We start from the raw sequence: 19,641 nt of genomic DNA on the forward strand, positions 1-19,641 counted from the left end.
CGCTCGCCGCCGTCGCCGACGAGCAGCCCGCACTTCGTCGAGACGAAGGCATCGGACCGCCGCTCCTTCAACACCCGCCCCACCAACAGCTCGTTGGTGAACGGTCCGTACATGTCGGCGGTGTCGAGCAGGCTCACCCCGGCGTCGAGCGCCGCGTGCACGGTCCGCAGCGAGCGGTCCCCCCGCTGTTCCGAACGGCTGTACGCCCAGCTCATCGGCATGCACCCCAGGCCGATCGCACCCACGTCGAGCGCCGTCGCCCCGATAGTCCTGCGCTCCACCTGCCGGTACCCCTCCCTGTGCCGTCTCCCAAAGTAACCAATGGAGCGCGGGATTCTTCGCATAGCCTCCCGGTCATGAGATTCGAAGACACGACCGCTGACGTGTGGCTTCCGATTCCGGCGGACGAGATCGAGGGACTCCCCGAACCGGACGCGTCGGGCCTGAACTACCGCTTCTGGGACGGCGGTCCCGAGTTCCCCGCCGACCCGGCGCGCTGCGCGTTCTACGTCGTCCCGTACATGAAGGGGACGGAGATCGCCGTACGGCCGCTGGCCGGGATGGCCTCACTCCGGGTCGTGCAGACCCTGTCCGCCGGCATCGACCACGTCACGCCGGGCATCGGCTCGCTGCGGCCGGGCGTCGCCCTCTGCAACGCGAAGGGCGTCCACGAGGCCAGCACCGCCGAGCTCACGCTCGCCCTGATCCTCGCCTCGCTGCGCGGCATCCCCGGATTCGTGCGCGGCCAGGACGCCGAGGAGTGGCGGGCCGGCTTCTATCCGGCGCTCGCCGACAAGTCCGTCCTGATCGTCGGGTACGGATCGATCGGCGCCGCCATCGAGGACCGGCTCGCGCCCTTCGAGTGCGCGCGGGTGGCGCGCGTCGCACGCTCCGCGCGCACCACAGAGCGCGGCCCGGTGCACGCCCTGGCGGACCTGCCGGCGCTGCTTCCGGAGGCGGACGTGGTCGTGCTCTCCACTCCGCTCACGCCGGAGACCACGCATCTCGCCGACGCCGGGTTCCTCGGGCGGATGAAGGACGGGGCACTCCTCGTGAACGTCGCCCGGGGCCCGGTCGTCGACACGAACGCGCTGCTCAAGGAGGTCGAGAGCGGTCGGATCACGGCGGCGCTCGATGTCACCGACCCGGAACCGCTGCCGGCCGGACACCCTTTGTGGCACGCTCCCGGTGTCCTGATCAGTCCCCATGTGGGAGGTTCCACTTCGGCCTTCATGCCGAGGGCGAAGCGGTTGATCGCGGGACAGCTGCGGCGGTTCGCGGCGGGCGAGGACCTGGCCAACGTCCTCCTCACCACCGGCTGACCGGAGGGCCGCGTTCGACCGGGCGGGTGATGCGCGCCCCCGACACGCGCCGCGTACGAGCCTCCTGGTCGTCACGGAGAGTACTGCGACCCTGTCCCTGAGTGACGGTCCTGGTGTATCGTCCGGTGGCGGGGGACTGCGTCGAGAACGGGCTGACGCTGGGGAGCGAAGTGACGGGTCATCAGATTCCGAGGGGGGCGACGGGTGAAGCACGGCCGGAGGACCGACGATCCGGCGCGGCGACGCCGCCGCCGGCAAGCCTTCCACGCCCCGGCACCGGCCTCGCGCGCCCGGTGCCGGACCAGGCGGCGCCCCACCGGGTACCACGTGCCGCCACGCCGCGGGGCCCCGGGCGGGACACCGCGACCGGAGCCGACGACACCGCACCACCGCACCGCGCAGCCGCCGGCGACTCCGAGGACCTACCGGACCGCACCGCCTCCGACGCCCTTGCGGACCTGCCGGACCGCACCGCCGCCGACGCTCCTGCGGACCTGCCGGGCCGTGCCGCCGCCGACGTCCCTGCGAGCCTGCCGGACCGTGTCGCCGCCGACGGCATCGTGCCACCGCGCCGCGCCGACACCCTTGCGGGCCTGCCGGACCGTGCCGTCGCCGACGCGCCTGCGGACCCGCAAGGCCTGCCGGGCCTGCCGGATCGCGAGCCCCGCGAGGTCTGTGCGGACGGCCGTCCGCCCGTCCCGCTTGCCGTACGGGACTCCGGCCGCCCGCACGACTGCGACGGGCACGCCCCCGGGCGGGGCGACGAGCCGACGGCGCGGTCGCACCACGCGGCCGGGTGCGGCGGCACGGCGCCGGAGGATCCGGTGAGCGCGCCCGGGGCGGTCATCACCCGCCGCCCCCTCGGCGGCGGCTCCGACCACCCGGACCCCGGCCGCCCCCGCCTCGGCGGGGCCGTCGCCCAGATCGCCCTCGGGCTCGTCTGCGCGGTCTACACGACCGGCGCGTCGCTCGGCTGGGGATCCCCCCGACTGGCCCTCTTCATGGGCGACTTCGGGCTCAGCGCCGCCGCGCTCACCGCCGCGGTCTCCTGCTTCCTCTACGGCCGCGGACACCGCGGCAGCGCCCGCCCGGCCTGGCTGCTCTTCGCCTTCTCCTCCTTCATGGCGGCCGCGGGGAACGCCGTGTGGGGCTGGTACGAGGTCGTGCTCCGCACCGACGTGCCGGACTCCTCCGTCGCCGACCTCTGCTTCTTACTCTTCGCGCCGCCCGCCATCGTGGGCCTCCTCGTCCTCGCCAAGAAGCCCGTCACCCGGGCCGGCTGGGTCTGCCTGGGGCTCGACGCCTGGCTCATCGGGGGCTCCCTGCTCACGCTCTCCTGGAGCCTCGCCCTCGCCCGCACCACACACTTCGAGGGCGAGTCCGTCGCCCAGGCTGCCCTGTCGCTCGCGTACCCGCTGCTCGACATCGTGCTCGTCAGCATGGTCCTGGTCCTGCACTTCCGCCGCTCGCAGGCGAACCGCTCCGCGACCAACACCGCGATCGCCGCGCTCGCCCTGACCGTGCTCTGCGACGCCCTCTTCACCTCGCCGCTGCTCCGCGAGAACTACGCCTCGGGCCAGCTGCTCGACGCCGGCTGGTTCGCCGGCTCGCTGCTCCTCGCCTACGCGCCCTGGGGCGTGCGCCGCCCGCCGGACAGTGCGGCCACCACGCGCGGCCCCCGGCTCCACAGCCGCCCGGTCGCCGGCTCGCTCGCCGCCCTCACCCCGTACCTCGCCGCGGCGGTCTGCACCCTCGGCATCCTGTACAACGTCGTCGAGGGGCGCCGGCCCGACCGCGTCGTCGTCCTCACCGGCTGCGCGGTCGTGCTCGCCCTCGTCGTACGGCAGGGCATCATGCTCCTCGACAACATCGCCCTCACCCACGAACTGGCCCAGAAGGAGAACCACTTCAGGTCGCTCGTGCAGGGCTCCAGCGACGTCATCATGATCGCCGCGCCCACCGGGACGCTCCGCTACGTCAGCCCGGCCGCCTCCGGCGTCTACGGACGGGACGCCGACGAGCTCATCGGCTCCGAGCTCGCCTCCCTCATCCACCCCGAGGACCTCGGCGCCGTCGTCCACGAGGTGCGGCGCTTCCTGGCCGCCTCGCCCGCCGAGGAGCCCACCACCCGCATCGAGTGCCGCTTCCGCTCGGGCCGCGGCGACTGGCTCAACGTCGAGTCGACCGTCAACCGGCACCAGGGCGGCCTGATCTTCAACAGCCGGGACGTCACCGAACGCGTCCGCCTCCAGGCCCAGTTGCAGCACAACGCCGAGCACGACCCGCTCACCGACCTGCCCAACCGGGCCCTCTTCACCCGGCGGGTCCGGCAGGCGCTCGGCGGCCGCCGCTCCTCCGACCCCGGCACCGCCGTGCTCTTCATCGACCTCGACGGCTTCAAGGGGGTCAACGACCGCCTCGGCCACCAGGCCGGCGACGACCTCCTCGTCCAGGCCGCCCGCCGCCTCCACGACTCCGTACGGGCCGGGGACACCGCCGCCCGGCTCGGCGGCGACGAGTTCGCCGCCCTCATCCTCGGCGACGGCGGCCGCGACCGGGCGGCCCGCCGGAACCAGGTCCAGGAGATCGCCGACCGGCTCCGGCTCACCCTCTCCCAGCCGTACCGCGTGGACGGCGGCAACGAGGTGCGGGTCGCCGCCTCCATCGGCGTCGCCTTCGCCGAGCCCGGCATCGAGGCCGGCGACCTCCTGCGCAACGCCGACCTGGCCATGTACCGGGCCAAGGCCGCGGGCAAGGACCGCGTCGAGCTCTACGCCCCGCAGATGCAGGCCGAGGTCGTCCGCCGGACCGAGCTGGCCGCCCGGCTGCGCACCGCACTCCACGACGGCGAGTTCGCCCTGCTCCACCAGCCGGTCGTCGACCTCGCCACCGGCCGGATCTCCGCCGTCAGCGCCCAGGCCCGCTGGCGCTCGAGCCAGGGCATCCTCTTCACCCCGGCCGAGTACCTCCGGGTCACCGACGACGGCGAGCGCACCGCCGAGCTCGGCCGCTGGCTCTTCGAGGAGGCCGTGGAGCAGGCCGCCGAGCGGGCGGGAATCGGCCACCGCACGCCCGTCTCCGTCCGGCTCTCCGCCCGCCGCCTCCTGGACCGCTCGCTGCCGCTCGGCTCCGTCGAGTCGCTGCTCACCCGGCACGGCCTGCCGTCCGGCTCGCTGATCGTCGAGCTCGCCGACAGCGACCCCCGGACCTCGCTCGACGAGCTGGAACAGCGCCTGGTCACCCTGCGCCGCCTCGGCGTGCGGATCGCGCTCGACGGCTTCGGCAGCGGACATGTGGCGATCAACGCCCTGCGCAGGCTCCCCGTCGACATACTGAAGCTGGACCGGGGACTCGTCGAAGGCGTGGTCGAATCGGCCCGGCTCCGCAAGATCACCCGCGGGGTGCTCCGCATCGCCGGCGAGCTCGGCATGCAGACCGTCGCCGAGGGCGTCGACGTCCCGGAGCAGGTCGTCGCCCTGCGCGCGATGGGCTGCACGCACGCCCAGGGCATGGCCTTCTCGGGACCGCTCGACGAGTACCGGCTGCGCAGGGCCCTCGTACGGGACGAGTACCCGCTGCCCGGAGCGGTCCCCGTCCGTGTCGGAAATCGTCCCCCGATCGGCTCACATAATGAGACGCCCGTCCCACCCTCTTGACAGTGGGGAGGTCGGAGAGGGAGGGTCAGTGACATGCGCACCCGAATTCTCGTACTTGGAAAGCGCGTCGGCTGAAGCAGGGCCCCTGAGGCCCGCTGAGAACGCACCCGACGCGCTCCCCTCGCTTGCCTCACGGCACGAGGGGTTTTTTGTTGCACTGGCTCACCCTAAAAACGACGCAAACCTCGCAAAAACCCTCGCAAAAACCCTCTGCCTCGAGAAGAGATGCTGATGACCGAGCAGGCCACCGGGCACCATCCGCAGCCGCGGCCCCGTAACGGCGCGCAGCCCGCCACCACCGTCGAGCACGTCACGGGTGCGCAGTCCCTCATCCGTTCTCTCGAGGAAGTGGGCGCCGACACCGTCTTCGGCATCCCCGGCGGCGCGATCCTCCCCGCCTACGACCCGATGATGGACTCGCAGCGGGTGCGTCACATCCTCGTCCGCCACGAGCAGGGGGCCGGCCACGCCGCCACCGGCTACGCCCAGGCCACCGGCAAGGTCGGCGTCTGCATGGCGACCTCAGGACCCGGCGCGACCAACCTGGTCACCCCGATCGCCGACGCGCACATGGACTCGGTCCCGCTCGTCGCGATCACCGGCCAGGTCGCCTCCAAGGCGATCGGCACGGACGCCTTCCAGGAGGCGGACATCTGCGGCATCACGATGCCGATCACCAAGCACAACTTCCTCGTCACCAAGGCCGAGGACATCCCGCGGACGATCGCGGAGGCCTTCCACATCGCCTCCACCGGCCGCCCGGGCCCGGTCCTGGTCGACATCGCCAAGGACGCCCTCCAGGCGAAGACCACGTTCAGCTGGCCGCCGCAGACGGACCTGCCCGGCTACCGCCCGGTCACCAAGCCGCACGCCAAGCAGATCCGCGAGGCCGCCAAGCTGATCAGCGCCGCCAAGCGGCCCGTCCTGTACGTCGGCGGCGGCGTCATCAAGTCCGGCGCCACCGCCGAGCTGAAGATCCTCGCCGAGCTCACCGGCGCCCCGGTCACCACGACCCTGATGGCGCTCGGCGCGTTCCCCGACAGCCACCCGCTGCACGTCGGCATGCCCGGCATGCACGGTGCGGTCACCGCCGTCACCGCGCTGCAGAAGGCCGACCTGATCGTCGCCCTCGGCGCCCGCTTCGACGACCGCGTCACCGGCAAGCTCGACAGCTTCGCCCCGTACGCCAAGATCGTCCACGCGGACATCGACCCGGCCGAGATCGGCAAGAACCGCGCCGCCGACGTCCCGATCGTCGGTGACGCCCGCGAGGTCATCGCCGACCTGGTCCAGGCCGTCCAGGCCGAGCACAGCGAGGGCAACAAGGGCGACTACACCGCCTGGTGGAGCGACCTGAACCGCTGGCGCGAGACCTACCCGCTCGGCTACGACCTGCCGGAGGACGGCAGCCTCTCGCCGCAGCAGGTCATCCAGCGCGTCGGCCAGCTCGCCCCCGAGGGCACGATCTTCGCGGCGGGCGTCGGCCAGCACCAGATGTGGGCCGCCCACTTCATCGACTACGAGCAGCCGGCCACCTGGCTGAACTCCGGCGGCGCCGGAACGATGGGCTACGCGGTCCCGGCCGCGATGGGCGCCAAGGCCGGCATGCCGGACCGCACCGTCTGGGCGATCGACGGCGACGGCTGCTTCCAGATGACCAACCAGGAGCTCACCACCTGCGCCCTGAACAACATCCCGATCAAGGTCGCCATCATCAACAACGGCGCCCTGGGCATGGTCCGTCAGTGGCAGACGCTCTTCTACAACCAGCGCTACTCGAACACCGTCCTGCACTCGGGACCGGACGACATCCAGGCGAACAAGGGCACCCGCGTCCCCGACTTCGTCAAGCTCTCCGAGGCCATGGGCTGTGTCGCCCTGCGCTGTGAGGACCCGGCCGACCTGGACAAGGTCATCGCCGAGGCCAACGCCATCAACGACCGCCCGGTCGTGATCGACTTCATCGTCCACGAGGACGCCCAGGTCTGGCCGATGGTCGCCGCCGGCACCTCGAACGACGAGGTCATGGCCGCGCGGGGCGTCCGCCCCGACTTCGGCGACGGCGAAGACGACTGAGCGCGCAGAGCGAAAAGGAAGAGACCCAGACATGTCCACCAAGCACACGCTCTCCGTTCTCGTCGAGAACACGCCCGGCATCCTCGCCCGGATCGCCGCCCTGTTCTCCCGCCGCGGCTTCAACATCGACTCGCTCGCCGTGGGCGTCACCGAGCACCCCGACATCTCCCGCATCACCATCGTGGTCAATGTCGAGGACCTGCCCCTGGAGCAGGTGACCAAGCAGCTCAACAAGCTGGTCAACGTCCTGAAGATCGTCGAACTCGAGCCCAGCGCTGCGATCCAGCGCGAGCTCGTCCTGGTGAAGGTCCGCGCCGACAACGAGACCCGCTCCCAGATCGTCGAGATCGTGCAGCTGTTCCGCGCCAAGACCGTGGACGTCTCGCCCGAGGCGGTCACCATCGAGGCCACCGGTTCGAGTGACAAGCTCGACGCCATGCTCAAGATGCTGGAGCAGTTCGGCGTCAAGGAGCTCGTGCAGTCCGGCACGATCGCCATAGGGCGTGGTGCCCGGTCCATCACGGACCGGTCCCTGCGGGCCCTCGACCGCAGTGCCTGAGAACCACCGCAGCGCCTGAACGTCATCCGAGGTCAACCGCCGGTCCGACCGGCGGTCCGACTGACGAGACCCGAAAACTTTCCTCCCGCTCCCCGCCGTACGGTGGGACGCAACACCAGCACTTCAAGGAGAATCCCAGTGGCCGAGCTGTTCTACGACGACGACGCCGACCTGTCCATCATCCAGGGCCGCAAGGTCGCGGTGATCGGTTACGGCAGCCAGGGCCACGCCCACGCGCTGTCGCTCCGTGACTCCGGTGTCGACGTCCGCGTCGGTCTGCAGGAGGGCTCGAAGTCCAAGGCCAAGGCCGAGGAGCAGGGCCTGCGGGTCGTCTCCGTCGCCCAGGCGGCGGAAGAGGCCGACCTCATCATGATCCTGACGCCGGACCCGATCCAGGCCCAGGTCTACGAGGAGTCCATCAAGGACCACCTGAAGGAGGGCGACGCGCTCTTCTTCGGCCACGGCCTGAACGTCCGCTACGGCTTCATCAAGGTGCCCGAGGGCATCGACGTCGCCCTGGTCGCCCCGAAGGGCCCGGGCCACCTGGTCCGCCGTCAGTACGAGGAGGGCCGCGGCGTCCCGTGCATCGCGGCCGTCGAGCAGGACGCCACCGGCAAGGCCTTCGACCTGGCGCTCTCGTACGCCAAGGGCATCGGCGGCACCCGCGCCGGCGTCATCAAGACGACGTTCAAGGAGGAGACCGAGACCGACCTGTTCGGTGAGCAGGCCGTCCTCTGCGGTGGCACCGCGGCTCTGGTCAAGGCGGGCTTCGAGACCCTGACCGAGGCCGGCTACCAGCCGGAGATCGCCTACTTCGAGTGCCTGCACGAGCTGAAGCTCATCGTCGACCTCATGTACGAGGGCGGCCTGGAGAAGATGCGCTGGTCGGTCTCCGAGACCGCCGAGTGGGGCGACTACGTCACCGGCCCGCGGATCATCACCGACGCCACCAAGGCCGAGATGAAGAAGGTCCTCGCGGAGATCCAGGACGGCACCTTCGCCAAGGAGTGGATGGCCGAGTACCACGGCGGCCTGAAGAAGTACAACGAGTACAAGACCCAGGACGCCAACCACCTCCTGGAGACCACCGGCAAGGAGCTGCGCAAGCTCATGAGCTGGGTGAACGACGAGGAGGCGTAAGCCTTCGGGCGAGGGGCCGGACACTGTGTCCGGCCCCTCGCCGCATCGTTGGACACCCCGTCCAACCACGGACGGGTGATCCTTCCAACGAGGCGCATGAACAGCGCCGATGCACCACTACACTTCTCAACAACATCGCGTCTGGCCCACAGCGTCGTGCGCTTTCACGCGGCAAGCCCCCTCCACCGCCTGCGGCCGTCGGGACGGCCGTCCGCACTGCCTCTGTGAGGACTCACGTGAGCTCGAAACCTGTCGTACTCATCGCTGAAGAGCTGTCGCCCGCCACCGTCGACGCCCTGGGCCCGGACTTCGAGATCCGGCACTGCAACGGCGCCGACCGCGCCGAGCTGCTCCCCGCCATCGCCGATGTGGACGCGATCCTGGTCCGCTCCGCGACCAAGGTCGACGCCGAGGCCATCGCCGCGGCGAACAAGCTGCGGGTCGTCGCCCGCGCCGGTGTCGGTCTGGACAACGTCGACGTCTCCGCCGCCACCAAGGCCGGCGTGATGGTCGTGAACGCCCCGACCTCGAACATCGTCACCGCCGCCGAACTCGCGTGCGGTCTGCTCGTCGCCACCGCGCGCAACATCCCGCAGGCCAACACCGCGCTGAAGAACGGCGAGTGGAAGCGCTCGAAGTACACGGGCGTCGAGCTGAGCGAGAAGACCCTCGGCGTCGTCGGCCTCGGCCGCATCGGCGTCCTGGTCGCCCAGCGCATGTCCGCCTTCGGCATGAAGATCGTCGCGTACGACCCCTACGTGCAGCCGGCCCGCGCCGCCCAGATGGGCGTGAAGCTCCTCGCCCTGGACGAGCTCCTCGAAGTCGCCGACTTCATCACCGTCCACCTGCCGAAGACCCCGGAGACCATCGGTCTCATCGGCGACGAGGCCCTGCACAAGGTCAAGCCCTCGGTCCGCATCGTCAACGCCGCGCGCGGCGGGATCGTGGACGAGGCCGCGCTGTACTCGGCCATCAAGGAGGGCCGGGTCGCCGGCGCGGGCCTCGACGTGTACGCGAAGGAGCCCTGCACGGACTCCCCGCTCTTCGAGCTCGACCAGGTCGTCTGCACCCCGCACCTCGGCGCCTCCACGGACGAGGCCCAGGAGAAGGCCGGCATCGCGGTCGCCAAGTCGGTGCGCCTGGCGCTCGCGGGCGAGCTGGTCCCGGACGCGGTCAACGTCCAGGGCGGTGTCATCGCGGAGGACGTGAAGCCGGGTCTGCCGCTCGCCGAGAAGCTCGGCCGGATCTTCACCGCCCTCGCGGGCGAGGTCGCGGCCCGCCTCGACGTCGAGGTGTACGGCGAGATCACCCAGCACGACGTGAAGGTGCTCGAACTCTCCGCGCTCAAGGGCGTGTTCGAGGACGTGGTCGACGAGACCGTGTCGTACGTCAACGCCCCGCTGTTCGCGCAGGAGCGCGGTGTCGAGGTGCGCCTGACGACGAGCTCCGAGTCGCCCGACCACCGCAACATGGTCACCGTGCGCGGCACGCTCTCCGACGGCCAGGAGGTCTCGGTCTCCGGCACGCTCGCGGGCCCGAAGCACCTGCAGAAGATCGTCGCGGTCGGCGACTACGACGTGGACGTGGCGCTCGCCGACCACATGGTCGTGCTGCGCTACGAGGACCGCCCGGGCGTCGTCGGCACGGTGGGCCGGATCCTCGGCGAGGCCGGTCTGAACATCGCGGGCATGCAGGTGGCGCGCGCGGAGGAGGGCGGCGAGGCCCTCGTCGTCCTCACCGTGGACGACACGGTCCCGGCCGCGGTGCTCACGGAGATCGCGGAGGAGATCGGCGCCGCCTCGGCCCGCTCGGTCAACCTGATCTGACGCCCCCGGCACTTCCCGTACCCGGTCGATAGACGCTCGTCTTACACAAGCGTCTATCGACCGGGTACAGTGCTGTCATGGGACACAAGGAAGACCTCCTCGAAGGCGCCAAGCGCTGCCTCCTGGAGAAGGGGTACGGGCGCACCACGGCGCGCGACATCGTCGCCGCCTCGGGCACCAACCTCGCCTCCATCGGTTACCACTACGGCTCCAAGGACGCCCTGCTCCAGCAGGCCTTCCTGGCCCTCACCGAGGAGTGGGGGGAGCAGGCCGGGGCTGCGGGCACGGCGGGCGCCGAGGCGCTGCCGGCCGATCCGTACGAGCGGTTCCGCGCGGTCTGGGAGCAGGTCATCGCCGCGGCCGGGGCGAGCCGCCCGGTCTGGAAGCTCCAGACCGAGGTGGTCACCCGCATCGACGACGACGAGAAGCTCCGCGAGGCCATCAAGGAACCCCAGCGGGAGGGCCGCCTCGGGATGGCCGAGGGCTTCCTCGGCATCGACCCGGAGGCCGACCCGGAGAAGGCCCGGGTGGCGGGACTCCTCTGCCAGGCCCTGGCGACCGGCGTCATGATCCAGTGGATGGTCGACCCGGACACGGCGCCGAGCGCGGACGACCTCACCGCCGGGCTCAAGGTCCTGATGGAGGAAAGCAGCTGAGGACCACCTTGGCGCGGGCGTGGCCCTCCTCGACGTACCGCAGGGCCCGGTCTGCCTCGGCCAGCGGGTAGGTCCGCCCGATCACCGGGGCGATCCCGCCGCTCTCGGCGAACTCCCGCAGCGCCACCAGGTTCTCCCGCCGCGGCTCCGCCGTCAGGACGTGGATCCGCCGGTCGGAGACCTTGGAGAGCAGCTTCCCCTTCGAGAGCAGCCCCATGGGCCCGAAGACGCTGCCGCCCTCGAAGACGCCCCCGCCGGACAGGACGAGCACGCCGGTGGGGGAGAGGGTCCGCCGGAGCTCGCCGAGCGAGCGGTTGCCCACCAGGTCGAACACGAGGTCGTAGCGGTCGGGTGGGGCGGTGAAGTCCTCCCGGGTGTAGTCGACGACCCGGTCCGCGCCGAGCCCCAGGACCAGCGGCGCGTTCCCCGGGCCGCACACCCCCGTCACCTCGGCGCCGAGCGCCTTCGCGAGCTGCACGGCGAAGGTGCCGACGCCGCCCGACGCCCCGTTGACCAGCACTCTCGTGCCCGGCCGGACCTTGCCCAGGTCCCGTACCCCGATCAGGGCGGTGTTCCCCGCCAGCGGTATCGCCGCCGCCTCCGCGAAGCCCATCCCGGCCGGCTTGAGCTCCGTCGCCGCCACCGGGGCGCACACGTACTCGGCGAAGGCGCCGGGGGCCTCCCCGAAGACCTCGTCGCCGGGGCGCAGTTCGGTCACCCCGCCGCCCACCGCCTCGACCACGCCCGCGAAGTCCCGGCCCCGGACCCGCTCCTTCGGTCTTCTCAGACCCAGGGCGAACCGCGCCACGTACGGATCGCCGCGCATCAGGTGCCAGTCCGCCGCGTTCACCGCGGCGGCGTGCACGCGGACGAGCACCTCGCGCGCGCCCGGCACCGGCCGCTCGACCTCCGCGAACTCCAGCACGTCCGCCGATCCGTACCGCTCCTGCGTCCAGGCCCTCATGACGCCCCCTCGCTCCGTCCCGGTCCTTCCCCTCGGAATGACCGTAGGGCGCCCGGACGATCGGGGCCATCGGGGACGACCCGGACCGGCCCCTGACTTCCCCCGGGCCCGGCCATCGGCCGAAAGGCCTACAGCCGGGCTGACTTCAGCGACATGTGGAGCAGCAGCCGGTCCTCGCCGTCGTCCAGGTCCAGGCCCGTGAGCTGCTCGACCCGGGACAGCCGGTAGTAGAGGGTCTGGCGGTGGATGCCCAGGGCCGCGGCCGTGCGTCCCGCCTGGCCCGCGTTGTCGAGGAACGTTTCGGCGGTGCGGGCCAGTTCGGCGTGGGCGGGGGCGAGCAGCGGGGCGACGACCGGGTCGATCTCGGGGTGGTAGAGCGCCGCGAGCAGCCGGTACGGACCGATCCCGGCCCACTCCGCGACCGGGCCGAGCGTCGGCTGCGCCGTGGCGGCGCGGGCCGCCGTGTTCGCCTCGCGCCAGGCCGCCGGGAGCTCGGTGAGGCCCCGGCGGGGGTTGGCGATCCCGGCGGGCGTGGTGCCGCGCAGCCGGTCGGCGGCCTTGTGGGCGGGGGAGAGGTCCTCGGCCGTGCGCAGCCGTACGAGGACGGCGAGGGACTCGCCCTCCGGCAGCGTGGCGACCGCCGCCGCGCCGGGCACGGCCCGGACCGAGAGGGCCTCGCCCTGCCAGGGGGTCACGCACACGACGGCGTGCAGGCCGTCCGCGCTGGGACCGAGGGCGGCCCGCAGCGCCGCGACGGCCATGTCGCTCTGCCAGCCGCGCCCGGCGGTGAGGACCGCCGCGAACTCGCGCGAGATGTCGGCGCCCGCCCGTTCCTCGTCGGCGAGGAGCTCCCCGATCCGGGCGGCGACCTCCATCGCGGCGGCGAGCCGCTCGTCCGAGGGGCCGGGCTCCGCGTCGAGCAGCCAGACGTATCCGAGGACGACGCCCCGGTGGCGTACGGGCAGGCAGATGCGGTCCCGGAAGACGCCGGCGTCCGGGGCGGCCGGGATGCGGACCGGTCCGGTCGCCCGGGTGATGCCGAAGCCCTCGAACCAGGCGCGGACGGCCGGGGTGGACTTGCGGGTGAGGATCGAGCGGGTCCTGACCGGGTCCATGGCGGAGTCGTCGTCGCTGTCGTGCGCGCCGAAGGCGATCAGCCCGAAGTCGCGGTTCTCCAGCGTCGCGGGTTCGCCGAGCAGCGCCGAGATCTCGTCGACCAGGTCTTGGTAATCGCCCTTCACGGACCCATTCTCGCACCCTCTCAGACATGTGTATGAGACGCCGCGCACGGATGCGTGACAGCTGTAGATGGCGGAGGATCGGAGCGATCCATAGGTTTCACGGTGGTTCTCCGTGCTGTTCCCGGTTCGTTCCCTTGATCCGGTTATGGCCCCGTCCTACCTTTGCCTTTTGGAGGTGCCCCGTGCTGGGTCCCGTGATCCTCGCCGCGTCGCGCAGCGACAAGATGCGCCGTCTCGTTTCGGCCGCCCCCGGGACCAAGCAGGTCGTCGCCCGCTTCATCGCCGGCGAGACGGTCGACGACGTCGTCCCGATCGTCTCCGAGCTGAGCGGCCGCGGCCTGGAGGTCACCCTCGACGTCGTCGGCGAGGACATCACCACCGTCGAGCAGTCGTACGCCGCCCGGGACGCCTACCTGGAGCTCATCGGCCGCCTCAAGGAGCTGGGCCTCGGCGAGCGCGCCGAGATGTCCGTGAAGCTGTCGATGTTCGGCCAGTCCCTGGAGAACGGCCACGAGCTGGCCCTCGCGAACGTCCGCCCGGTCGTCGCGGCCGCCGCCGAGATCGGCACCACCGTCACCCTGGACGCCGAGGACCACACCACCCTCGACTCGATGTTCGCCATCCACGAGGAGCTGCGGAAGGACTTCCCGCAGACCGGCTGCGTCATCCAGGCCTACCTCTTCCGCACCGAGGACGACGCCCGCCGCCTCGCCGCGAACGGCTCCCGCGTCCGGATCGTGAAGGGCGCCTACAAGGAGCCCGCCTCCGTCGCCATCCAGGACAAGCCCGAGATCGACAAGGCGTACGTCCGGATCATGAAGATCCTGATGGACGGCGAGGGCTACCCGATGATCGGGTCGCACGACCCGCGCCTGATCTCCATCGGCCAGGAGCTGGCCCGCCGCGCCGGGCGCAAGCTGGACGAGTACGAGTTCCAGATGCTGTACGGCATCCGCAGCGAGGAGCAGAACCGTCTCGCCGCCGAGGGCCACCGCATGCGCGTCTACACCGCGTACGGCACCGACTGGTACGGCTACTTCATGCGCCGCCTCGCGGAGAAGCCGGCCAACCTGCTCTTCTTCGTCCGCTCCATCCTCACCAAGGGCTGAGCCCACCTCTCACAAGGAGTCACGAGCCTCATGGACGCTGTCACCCAGGTCCCCGCTCCGGTCAACGAGCCGGTGCACAGCTACGCCCCCGGTTCCCCGGAGCGCGCCCGTCTGGAGACCAAGCTCAAGGAGCTGGCCGAGAACCCGCGCGAGCTGCCGATGACCATCGGCGGCGTGAAGCGCCTCGGCGGCGGCGAGGAGTTCAAGGTCGTCCAGCCGCACAACCACAAGGCCGTCATCGGCACCTTCCGCGGCGCCACCCAGCAGGACGCCCAGGACGCCATCGACGCCGCCCTGGCCGCGGCCCCGGCCTGGCGCGCGATGTCCTTCGACGACCGCGCCGCGATCATCCTGCGCGCCGCCGAGCTGCTCGCCGGCCCGTGGCGCGAGACGCTGGCCGCGTCCACGATGCTCGGCCAGTCGAAGACCGCCCAGCAGGCCGAGATCGACACCCCGTGCGAGCTCGTCGACTTCTGGCGCTTCAACGTCGCGTACGCCCGCCAGATCCTCGCCGAGCAGCCGCCGGCGAACTCCCCCGGCGTGTGGAACCGTCTGGACCACCGCCCGCTCGAGGGCTTCGTCTACGCGATCACCCCCTTCAACTTCACGGCCATCGCGGGCAACCTGCCCACCGCCCCCGCCCTCATGGGCAACGTGGTGGTCTGGAAGCCGTCCCCGACGCAGACCCACTCCGCCGTGCTCCTCATGGAGCTCCTGGAGGAGGCCGGCCTGCCGAAGGGCGTCATCAACCTGGTGACCGGCGACGGCATCGCCGTCTCCGAGGTGGCCCTGAACCACCGCGACCTGGCCGGCATCCACTTCACCGGCTCGACCAAGACCTTCCAGCACCTGTGGAAGACGGTCGGCAACAACATCGAGAAGTACCGCTCCTACCCGCGGATCGTCGGCGAGACCGGCGGCAAGGACTTCGTCGTCGCCCACCCCAGCGCCGACCGCGCCGTCCTGAAGACCGCGCTGAACCGCGGCTCCTTCGAGTTCCAGGGCCAGAAGTGCTCCGCGTCCTCGCGTGCGTACATCCCGGCGTCCATCTGGAACGACGGCTTCAAGGAGGAGTTCGCGGCCGAGATCGACGGCATCAAGATGGGTGACGTCACCGACCTGTCGAACTACATCGGCGCCGTCATCGACGAGCGTTCGTTCGCCAAGAACAAGGCGGCGATCGACCGTGCCGCGGCCGACCCGAGCTGCACGATCATCGCCGGCGGCACCTACGACGACTCGGTGGGCTACTTCGTCCGCCCGACCGTCATCGTCTGCGACGACCCGGAGAACGAGGTCTTCAAGGCCGAGTACTTCGGCCCGATCCTCGCGATCCACGTCTACGAGGACGACAAGTACGACGAGATGCTGACCCAGATGGAGTCGGTCTCGGACTACGCCCTCACCGGCTCGGTCATCTCCGGCGACCGCGCGGCCGCCGCGTACACGATGGAGAAGCTCCGCTTCGCCGCGGGCAACTTCTACATCAACGACAAGTCGACCGGCGCCGTCGTCGGCCAGCAGCCCTTCGGCGGCGGCCGCGCCTCGGGTACGAACGACAAGGCCGGCGCCCCGCAGAACCTGATGCGCTGGACGCTGACCCGCGCCATCAAGGAGACGCTGGTCCCGCCGACCGAGTACGGCTACCCGCACATGGGCTGAAGCCCCTCCGCCGCGTGAGCGGCCCCTGATCACCGCCCCCCTCCTCTACCCCCAATTGAGGACGGGGGCGGTTCTCATTCCCCCGCGCGCCGCTTCAGGAAGTCGCCGATGAGCGAGGCGATCGCCGGCGCGTGGGTCTCCAGGGCGAAGTGGCCCGTGGGCAGGAGGTGGACCTCGGCGTCCGGGAGGTCGCGGCGGAAGGCCTCGGCGCCCGCCGGTACGAAGACCTGGTCGCCCTCGCCCCAGACGGCGAGGAGCGGGACCCGGCTCGTGCGGAAGTACTCCTGGAAGGCCGGGTAGAGGGCGAAGTTGGAGCCGTAGTCGGCGATCAGGCCCAGCTGGATGTCGTCCTGGCCCTCGCGGGCCATCAGGGCGGCGTCGTGGTGCCAGGCGTCCGGGCTGAGCAGGTCCCGGTACTCGGCGGGGACGCCCGTCTCGTACTGCCACCGGATGCCGTCGAGGGAGCGGATGGCGCGGACCGGCGCCTCGGTCTCGGGGGTGCGCTCCTCGATCAGGGCGAGGACGGGGGCCCAGGCCTCGGCGCCGAGACCCTCCTCGTACGCGTTGCCGTTCTGGGTGACGATCGCGGTGATCCGCTCGGGGTGGGCGAGGGCGAGGCGCAGGCCGATCGGGGCGCCGTAGTCCTGGATGTAGAGCGCGAACCGGTCCAGGCCGAGGGCCTCGGTGAACTCGGCGGTGAGTGCGGCCAGTTCGGCGAAGGTGTAGTCGAAGTCCGCGGGCGTCGCGCTGCGGCCGAAGCCCAGGTGGTCGGGGGCGATCAGGCGGTAGTCGTCGGCGAGCAGGGGGATCAGGTCGCGGAACATGTGCGAGCTGGTGGGGAAGCCGTGCAACAGGAGCAGGACAGGGGCGTCGGCCGGCCCGGCCTCGCGGTAGGCGATCTCGTGGCCCCGGACGGTGACGGTGCGGTGGTGGGTCGGCAGTACGGACATCGTTCCCTAACCCTTCATTTGTTGGTGAGTGGTTAGAGTCAAGCAGGGGTATGGGTAACCTGTCAATGGTGTGTGAGGGGTTAGGCTGGGTGCATGACCGTGAGGATCGCGCCCACCCATGAACTCGGTTCCGCCCGGCTCCGCTCCGTACGCGACCTGCTCGACGTCGCCTTCGAGGGCGACTTCTCCGAGGAGGACTGGGACCACGCCCTCGGCGGCGTCCACGCCTGGATCGAGGACGAGCGGGGCATCGCCGCCCACGGCGCCGTCGTGCAGCGGCGGGTGCTCCACCGGGGCCGCTCGCGACGGGTCGGATACGTCGAAGGGGTCGCCGTCCGCGGCGACCGCAGGCGGCGGGGGCTCGGCGGCGCCGTGATGGCCGGGCTGGAGCGGGTCATCGACGGCACCTACGCCTTCGGGGCGCTCAGCGCCTCCGACGCGGGGGCCGCGCTCTACCGGGCGCGCGGCTGGCGGGTCTGGGAGGGGCGGCTCGACGTGCTCGGGCCCGAGGGGATCGTCCGCCTCGCCGAGGAGGAGGGCTCCGTCTTCCTGCGTCCCGCCGCCGGCCTCGCCCCGCCGGACCCCGCCGCCCCGCTGGTCTTCGACTGGCGGGACGGCGACGTGATGTGAGGCGGGGTCAGCGGCGCCGGGCGCGGCCCGCCTCCGTCTCCAGGTGGGAGGTGTAGATCGCCGAGAAAGCGGAGACCAGCGCGATGGTGGTCGCGAGCCCGCCGGTGCCGAGGACCCCGGCGAAGGAGGCCGCCAGCGCGCCGCCGACCAGAAGGAACCAGAGCCCGAGCACCGCCTTGCCCCGGCGGCTCAGGAACAGCCACCGCTTCGGAGCGGCCGGCGGGGCGCCCACGGTGCCGGCCGGGCCCGCGGTCGCCGCGCGGGGCCGCTTGAAGTAGCCGTACACCAGCCACTCCCCGCACGGCTCCCAGCCCTCCGGGGTGAGCTCGTCGAATACGCGGCTCCGCCGGCGCCCGGCGATGATCTCGCGGCGGTACTCCCAGCGCAGTGCGGAGCCGGGCGTCCGGCGGCAGACGAACCGACCGATCGCGTCGAGCGACTCCACCTCCCAGCCCTGGTCGCCGTGGACGGCCAGCATCCGGCGGTCGTTGAAGATGTCGGCGGTCCAGGTCCAGTTCTCCGCGCGCTCGTCCGGCTCGCCGGGCGCGGGCGCCGGACCGCCGAGCCGCGCGGCGAACACGGCGGCCGGGCCGAACTCCTCCTCCGGGGCCGTCCCCGTCTCCGTGAGGTGGGCCCGCAGGTCCTCGACGGTCGCGGCGATCTGCTCGTCCGGCACGTGCGCGGCGCGCAGTGCCTCGGCGAGCTCGGCGAAGTAGGCGTCGGTGGTCATGGTGTCGTTCCCCCTGGGCTGAGCATGGTCTGTACGGCGCGGTGGAAGGTCAGCCACGCCCCGCTCTCGGCGGTGAGCCGCTCGCGCCCGAGGGGCGTGAGCCGGTAGTAGCGCCGCCCCGGGCCTCGCTCGGCGGCGCGGAACTCCGCCTCCACCAGGCCGGCCTCCTCCAGGCGGTTCAGGACGGGGTAGAGCGTCCCGCCCTTGATCTCGCCGAGTCCCGCCTCGGCGAGTGCCTTGGCGATCTCGTACCCGTAGCTCTCCCCGTCGGTCAGGCGGGAGAGGACGAGCAGGTCGAGGACTCCCTTGAGCCAGCTGGATCTGCGGTCTGCGGCCATGTGCACATCACACCACTACCTAGGTAGGAATGCAATCTATGTAGGGCTACGCAGTCACCAGCATCTTCCCCAGGTTCTCGCCGCGCAGCATCCCCAGGAAGGCGTCCACGACGTGCTCGAAGCCCTCCACCACCGTCACGTCCAGCGGCAGCGCCCCGCTCCGCAGGTGCGGTACCGCGAGGTCGTACAGCTCCTCCAGGGCGTCCATGTGGTTGCGCACCAGGAAGCCTTCGAGCCGGATGCTCTTGCCGACCAGGTCGAAGAGGTTGCGCGGGGCCGGCGGGGGAGCGGAGAGCGAGTGGTACTGGCCCACCGCGCCCACCCAGGCGATCCGGCCGTGCTCGCGCAGTGCGTCGATCGCGGCCTCCAGGTGCTCGCCGCCGACCCCCTCCAGAACCGCGTCGACGCCCTCCGGGGCCGCCTTCGCGAGCAGCTCCGTCACCGGCCCGGCGTGGTAGTCGAAGGCCGCGTCGAAGCCCACCTCCTCCGTCAGGTACGCCACCTTGCGCGCCGAACCCGCGCTGCCCACCAGGCGCCCCGCGCCGAGCAGCCGGGCGAGCCGCCCCGCCGCCGTGCCCACCCCGCCGGCCGCCGCCGACACGAACAGGTCCTCGCCCGGCTCGAGCCGCGCGATCCGGGTCAGGCCCACATAGGCCGACAGGCCCGTACCGCCGAGCAGGCCGAGATGGGCCGCGAGCGGGACGCCGGGGCCGAAGTCCGGGACCGGGCGGACCTCGTCACGGGCGACCAGGGAGTGGGTGCGCCAGCCCTTGCGGTGCAGG

18 protein-coding genes are annotated in these 19,641 nt (G+C 71.6%); 10 read left to right on the forward strand and 8 right to left on the reverse strand.

The window, feature by feature from the left end; all coding sequences use genetic code 11:
- On the reverse strand, positions 1-281 hold a 281-nt coding region (locus tag CCN56_RS25920; protein WP_143664625.1), incomplete at its 3' end, for an aldo/keto reductase.
- A 75-nt stretch (positions 282-356) separates the two neighbouring features.
- On the opposite strand from CCN56_RS25920, the gene CCN56_RS25925 reads away from it, so the two are divergent.
- On the forward strand, positions 357-1,322 hold the full coding sequence (locus CCN56_RS25925) for a 2-hydroxyacid dehydrogenase (protein WP_179199986.1): 966 nt from the start codon (positions 357-359) through the stop codon (positions 1,320-1,322).
- A gap of 422 nt (positions 1,323-1,744) precedes the next feature.
- Here the strand turns inward: CCN56_RS25925 and CCN56_RS25930 are convergent, their stop codons facing one another.
- Positions 1,745-2,068 carry a hypothetical protein gene (locus CCN56_RS25930; RefSeq protein WP_143664626.1) on the reverse strand — a complete coding sequence of 108 codons (324 nt, stop codon included), beginning with the start codon at positions 2,066-2,068 and terminating at the stop codon, positions 1,745-1,747.
- Between the two features lie 78 nt (positions 2,069-2,146).
- Between CCN56_RS25930 and CCN56_RS25935 the strand changes: the two genes are divergently transcribed.
- The 6 genes from CCN56_RS25935 to CCN56_RS25960 all read left to right on the forward strand — a co-directional run bounded on the left by CCN56_RS25935 (position 2,147) and on the right by CCN56_RS25960 (position 11,235).
- Positions 2,147-4,978 carry an EAL domain-containing protein gene (locus CCN56_RS25935; protein ID WP_086830393.1) on the forward strand — a complete coding sequence of 944 codons (2,832 nt, stop codon included), beginning with the start codon at positions 2,147-2,149 and terminating at the stop codon, positions 4,976-4,978.
- 225 nt (positions 4,979-5,203) lie between these two features.
- Positions 5,204-7,054, forward strand: coding sequence for an acetolactate synthase large subunit (locus CCN56_RS25940; RefSeq protein WP_086830394.1), 1,851 nt, complete (start codon positions 5,204-5,206; stop codon positions 7,052-7,054).
- Between the two features lie 31 nt (positions 7,055-7,085).
- On the forward strand, positions 7,086-7,613 hold the full coding sequence (gene ilvN, locus CCN56_RS25945; protein WP_030222540.1) for an acetolactate synthase small subunit: 528 nt from the start codon (positions 7,086-7,088) through the stop codon (positions 7,611-7,613).
- Positions 7,614-7,751: 138 nt separating this feature from the next.
- Positions 7,752-8,753 (forward strand): ketol-acid reductoisomerase, encoded by a 1,002-nt coding sequence (gene ilvC, locus CCN56_RS25950; RefSeq protein WP_086830395.1) that lies wholly within the window; start codon positions 7,752-7,754, stop codon positions 8,751-8,753.
- A 236-nt stretch (positions 8,754-8,989) separates the two neighbouring features.
- Positions 8,990-10,579, forward strand: coding sequence for a phosphoglycerate dehydrogenase (gene serA / locus CCN56_RS25955; RefSeq protein WP_086830396.1), 1,590 nt, complete (start codon positions 8,990-8,992; stop codon positions 10,577-10,579).
- Between the two features lie 77 nt (positions 10,580-10,656).
- Positions 10,657-11,235: a TetR/AcrR family transcriptional regulator gene (locus tag CCN56_RS25960; RefSeq protein WP_086830397.1), complete on the forward strand. Its 579-nt coding sequence runs from the start codon at positions 10,657-10,659 to the stop codon at positions 11,233-11,235.
- On the opposite strand, the gene CCN56_RS25965 is transcribed toward CCN56_RS25960, so the two are convergent.
- A complete protein-coding gene (locus CCN56_RS25965; protein ID WP_086830398.1) occupies positions 11,207-12,199 on the reverse strand; it encodes an NAD(P)-dependent alcohol dehydrogenase in 993 nt (330 codons plus the stop codon). The two genes, CCN56_RS25960 and CCN56_RS25965, sit on opposite strands and share 29 nt — an antisense overlap.
- Before the next feature lie 128 nt (positions 12,200-12,327).
- Positions 12,328-13,440 (reverse strand): CdaR family transcriptional regulator, encoded by a 1,113-nt coding sequence (locus tag CCN56_RS25970; protein WP_086830399.1) that lies wholly within the window; start codon positions 13,438-13,440, stop codon positions 12,328-12,330.
- A gap of 182 nt (positions 13,441-13,622) precedes the next feature.
- Between CCN56_RS25970 and CCN56_RS25975 the strand changes: the two genes are divergently transcribed.
- Positions 13,623-14,549: a proline dehydrogenase family protein gene (locus CCN56_RS25975; protein ID WP_041131387.1), complete on the forward strand. Its 927-nt coding sequence runs from the start codon at positions 13,623-13,625 to the stop codon at positions 14,547-14,549.
- 30 nt (positions 14,550-14,579) lie between these two features.
- Positions 14,580-16,211, forward strand: a complete 1,632-nt coding sequence (pruA, locus tag CCN56_RS25980) for an L-glutamate gamma-semialdehyde dehydrogenase (protein WP_041131388.1) — start codon at positions 14,580-14,582, stop codon at positions 16,209-16,211.
- A gap of 74 nt (positions 16,212-16,285) precedes the next feature.
- Here the strand turns inward: pruA and CCN56_RS25985 are convergent, their stop codons facing one another.
- On the reverse strand, positions 16,286-17,161 hold the full coding sequence (locus CCN56_RS25985) for an alpha/beta fold hydrolase (protein ID WP_086830400.1): 876 nt from the start codon (positions 17,159-17,161) through the stop codon (positions 16,286-16,288).
- 93 nt (positions 17,162-17,254) lie between these two features.
- Here CCN56_RS25985 and CCN56_RS25990 point away from each other — a divergent pair, with 93 nt between their 5' ends.
- A complete protein-coding gene (locus tag CCN56_RS25990) occupies positions 17,255-17,791 on the forward strand; it encodes a GNAT family N-acetyltransferase (protein WP_086830401.1) in 537 nt (178 codons plus the stop codon).
- Between the two features lie 7 nt (positions 17,792-17,798).
- On the opposite strand, the gene CCN56_RS25995 is transcribed toward CCN56_RS25990, so the two are convergent.
- The 3 genes from CCN56_RS25995 to CCN56_RS26005 form a co-directional block, all read right to left on the reverse strand.
- A complete protein-coding gene (locus CCN56_RS25995; RefSeq protein WP_086830402.1) occupies positions 17,799-18,521 on the reverse strand; it encodes a hypothetical protein in 723 nt (240 codons plus the stop codon).
- Positions 18,518-18,859 carry a PadR family transcriptional regulator gene (locus tag CCN56_RS26000; protein ID WP_041131392.1) on the reverse strand — a complete coding sequence of 114 codons (342 nt, stop codon included), beginning with the start codon at positions 18,857-18,859 and terminating at the stop codon, positions 18,518-18,520. The genes CCN56_RS25995 and CCN56_RS26000 overlap by 4 nt, the downstream gene beginning before the upstream one ends.
- Before the next feature lie 46 nt (positions 18,860-18,905).
- On the reverse strand, positions 18,906-19,641 hold a 736-nt coding region (locus tag CCN56_RS26005; RefSeq protein WP_256962143.1), incomplete at its 5' end, for an NADP-dependent oxidoreductase.

This window comes from Streptomyces sp. NRRL B-24572, assembly GCF_002156145.1.
In the GTDB taxonomy this organism is placed as follows: domain Bacteria; phylum Actinomycetota; class Actinomycetes; order Streptomycetales; family Streptomycetaceae; genus Streptomyces; species Streptomyces vietnamensis.